At 62.8% G+C, this 3,218-nt stretch carries 6 protein-coding genes; 3 read left to right on the forward strand and 3 right to left on the reverse strand.

Annotated features, from left to right (window positions below; genetic code table 11):
• The 3 genes from AQY21_RS02070 to AQY21_RS02080 form a co-directional block, all read right to left on the reverse strand.
• A partial coding sequence (locus AQY21_RS02070; RefSeq protein ID WP_161905876.1) for a recombinase family protein occupies nt 1–927 on the reverse strand: 927 nt, incomplete at its 3' end.
• Between the two features lie 289 nt (nt 928–1,216).
• The gene (locus AQY21_RS02075; RefSeq protein ID WP_058096202.1) at nt 1,217–1,678 is read right to left on the reverse strand and encodes a helix-turn-helix domain-containing protein; all 462 of its coding nucleotides are present in this window, start codon (nt 1,676–1,678) and stop codon (nt 1,217–1,219) included.
• Between the two features lie 116 nt (nt 1,679–1,794).
• On the reverse strand, nt 1,795–2,154 hold the full coding sequence (locus tag AQY21_RS02080) for a DUF5372 family protein (protein WP_058096203.1): 360 nt from the start codon (nt 2,152–2,154) through the stop codon (nt 1,795–1,797).
• Nucleotides 2,155–2,156: 2 nt separating this feature from the next.
• On the opposite strand from AQY21_RS02080, the gene AQY21_RS29985 reads away from it, so the two are divergent.
• The 3 genes from AQY21_RS29985 to AQY21_RS02090 form a co-directional block, all read left to right on the forward strand.
• Nucleotides 2,157–2,288, forward strand: a complete 132-nt coding sequence (locus tag AQY21_RS29985; RefSeq protein WP_255374786.1) for a hypothetical protein — start codon at nt 2,157–2,159, stop codon at nt 2,286–2,288.
• 39 nt (nt 2,289–2,327) lie between these two features.
• Complete coding sequence (locus AQY21_RS02085) at nt 2,328–2,780, forward strand: cyclophilin-like fold protein (RefSeq protein ID WP_238986670.1); 453 nt, start codon at nt 2,328–2,330, stop codon at nt 2,778–2,780.
• A 44-nt stretch (nt 2,781–2,824) separates the two neighbouring features.
• Nucleotides 2,825–3,218, forward strand: a 394-nt coding sequence (locus AQY21_RS02090; RefSeq protein WP_152988065.1) for an alcohol dehydrogenase catalytic domain-containing protein, incomplete at its 3' end; no start/stop codon positions are given.

The raw sequence follows: 3,218 nt of genomic DNA on the forward strand, positions 1-3,218 counted from the left end.
CTGGCCATTCGCCTTGAGCACCTGCAGGTTCTCCTGGTGTTGGTCCCAGCTGATGTATCCGGGATGCGCGTTGGGGATGCAGGCCAGCCAGTCGCCCTCGTCGCGCGCGCGGATGGTCTTCCTGCCATCGATGGTACGCCGATATTGTCGCCGCCCGTAAGCATAGGCACCGGCATAACGTGGGTTGGTCAGGACGCGTATTGCGGTGGATGCAGTCAGGGGGCGAAACACCGTCTGGCTGTTATGCAGGCGCGACGGGAACAAGAGGCCCTCCTTGCGAAAGGCCTTGACGGTCTGGGCAGCGGAACCGACGCGTATGAAGGTCTCGAAGAAGTGGGCGATCGTCTCCCTGATCTGCCGGTCCGGATCGAGGGCCACATGTCCGGAAGGATCGTAGACCAGCCCGGTCGGCAAAGGGCAACGGAATTCGCCCCGGCGCGCCTTGTTGAGGATGCCGCCGCGCAGGCGTGCCTTGATCACATGCAATTCGGCCTCGCTCATGGTTCCCTTGAGACCGAGCAGGAGGCGGTCGTTGAAGCTTGCCGGATCGTAGACGCCGTCTTCGTCGAGGATGAGGGTGTCGGCAAGGGCGCAAATCTCCAGCAAGCGCTGCCAGTCGGCATTGTTGCGCGCCAGACGAGAGACTTCCAGTCCCATCACGATCCCCGCTTGGCCCATGCCGACGTCGCTCACCAACCGCTGAAATCCCTCGCGCCAGGCGGCCGAGGCCCCGGATTCGCCTTGGTCATTGTCGATGACGACAATCTGTTCATCGCGCCAGCCGAGGGCGATGGCCCGGCCACGAAGCGCATACTGCCGCTTGGTGCTCTCGGCATTCTCGAGGACTTGCCGCATCGAGGACTGGCGGATGTAGAGGTATGCGCCGCGTTCAAGGTGACGTTGCTGGACTTTGAGATGGACGTTCATAGTGACCTCCCATGTTGGATACTCATGGCGATTGCCGCGAGGACGTGAACAATGGCGCCGTGCCTGCCAGGCAGCGAAAAGGCCGCGGGTGACGGATCAACCTGTTCTCCGGCAGGACTTGCCGCTGCTGCGGTCAGGGCCCGAACCCAGCCCCACATGCCCTGGCGCAAAAACAGCATGAGGCCACTGCGCGCCATGACCGGCAGCGCTTCGCCAAGGGCGGCGGCGCGCAGTATCTCGTAATGTGCCGCGATGTCTGGCGCAGAGCAGGCCGGCGCCACGTAGCGGTTCAGCGGCGGGTTTTTTTTAATGCCCGCTCGATCGTTCTGGGATGGAGATCGATATCGAGATCGCGGCGGAGCAGCTTGGCCAGTTCGCGCGCACGAACCGGTTCGCCTGGGACCAGATGCGCCTCCAGGAAGGCCAGGACGTCGTCGTCGATCTTGTGCGGGCCACGGGGCCCTGGCTTGGCCGGCACCAGGCCTGCAATCCCGGCCGCGTCGAAGTTCGCCTTGGCTTGGTAATAGGTCGGCCGCGAAACGCCATATTCGACGGAAACCTCTGTCACCGAGGCCCTGTCGACCGAAACTCGGCGCAGCATCTCGTATCGGACCTGCACGGCATCTTGCGGATCGAAGAACTCGCTGCCGCTGAACTTCGGGTCGCGCACCTTGTCGGCCGTCGGGTTGAAGGTGCCCTCTTCGATGAGGGCGTCGGTCTTTGATCGACTGCTGCCATACTTCGCGGACATTGTCGGCTCCGAGGGTGAGAGGCAGCCAGAAAGTAAATATATTTATGCCGCTCATGGCGTGATCGTCAAGGTGCTTGCCGCCACAATATCGAAATACACGCCGTTTATTTCTATGATTACATGTCACCTTGGCGCTCCTGCGGCGTAATCCGCCTTACAATTGCGGCATAGTTACCTTTACATGTCTTCGCACCCATCTGGGCTGATTTATCGGAAACGCGGCCCACCAGATCGGCAAGCTCCATCAGGTCTGAAAAGCGCAACACTGCCCGCCCTTCGCCCATGACCAACTCCGGATCCTTGCCGGCAAGATCCGTCCATTGCGGTGGAACCGACCAGATCACGGCATCGCCGGCCTGCAAAAGGAGCCGCTCGCCATGTCGGTTGTATCGCCTGCCGACACAGGGCAACTGTTGGGCGAAAAGCGGATGAAACGGATGAGTGACGAGCACTAAATCCTCATCTGCGAGGGTCACACATGCATTCCCTCGTGAGGCACAAGGAACTGATGATCATCCCGGGCGCCAATCACGTCGATCTCTATGACCGTATGGACAAGATCCCCTTCGACAAGCTGGCCAGTTTCTTCGGCGAGCATCTGGCTGCTTAGGCTGGGCGGGGCTTGCTTGCCATGATGGAGAATGCGGACATGACCCATGAACCCACCGGCCTCTCCCGGCGTCTGTTGCTGACCGCAGCCGCCGCCGGCCTCGCCCTTCCCGCCATCGCCCGCGCCCAGGAAGGATCCGCCATGCGCCTTCGCTTCCTCTTCGCCGATCAGGACTTCACCGCGACACTGGAGGATAATCCGTCCTCCCGCGACCTGCTCTCGCTGCTGCCGCTGGACTTGACCATCGAGGATTACTCGACCAACGAAAAGATCGCCTATCTGCCGCGCAAGCTGACCGAGGAAGGCAGCACCCCCTTCGGCGAGGAGGCGCCGGGCGATCTGTGCTATTACGCGCCCTGGGGCAACCTGGCGATGTTCCATGCATCCTATCGCTGGTCGCGCGGGCTGATCCGGCTCGGGCGGCTGGATGGAGGCTCCGCGCCCCTGCTGCTGCGCGGCGAATATCCGCTGCGCATCGAACCCCTTGCATGAATCGCAGCCCCGCCAGCAAATGAAGCCCACAAAGGAGCCCCGACATGACCATTCTCGCCTATGGCGCCCCCGCCTCCGACCAGCCGGTCTCGCGCATGGAGATCACCCGCCGCGCGCCCGGTCCGCATGACGTGCGCATCGAGATCCTCTATTGCGGCATCTGCCATTCCGACCTGCACCAGGTGCGCAGCGAATGGGCCGGCACGCTTTACCCCTGCGTGCCGGGCCACGAGATCGTCGGCCGCGTCGCCGCCGTCGGCAGCCATGTCCGCAGCCACAAGCCCGGCGATCTTGTCGGCGTCGGCTGCATCGTGGACAGCTGCCAGAACTGCGCCGATTGTGACGAGGGGCTGGAGAATTACTGCGACGGCATGGTCGGCACCTATAACGGCGCGACCCCTGACGCGCCCGGCCACACGCTGGGCGGCTATTCGCAGC

This window comes from Paracoccus sp. MKU1, from assembly GCF_001447385.1.
Classification (GTDB): Bacteria; Pseudomonadota; Alphaproteobacteria; order Rhodobacterales; family Rhodobacteraceae; genus Paracoccus.

Bases quoted from the DNA above. Each gene is read 5' to 3' on its own strand.
- AQY21_RS29985 (WP_255374786.1), top strand. From the start codon at position 2,157: ATGCATTCCCTCGTGAGGCACAAGGAACTGATGATCATCCCGGGCGCC.
- AQY21_RS02085 (WP_238986670.1), top strand. From the start codon at position 2,328: ATGACCCATGAACCCACCGGCCTCTCCCGGCGTCTGTTGCTGACCGCA.
- AQY21_RS02075 (WP_058096202.1), bottom strand. From the start codon at position 1,678: ATGTCCGCGAAGTATGGCAGCAGTCGATCAAAGACCGACGCCCTCATC.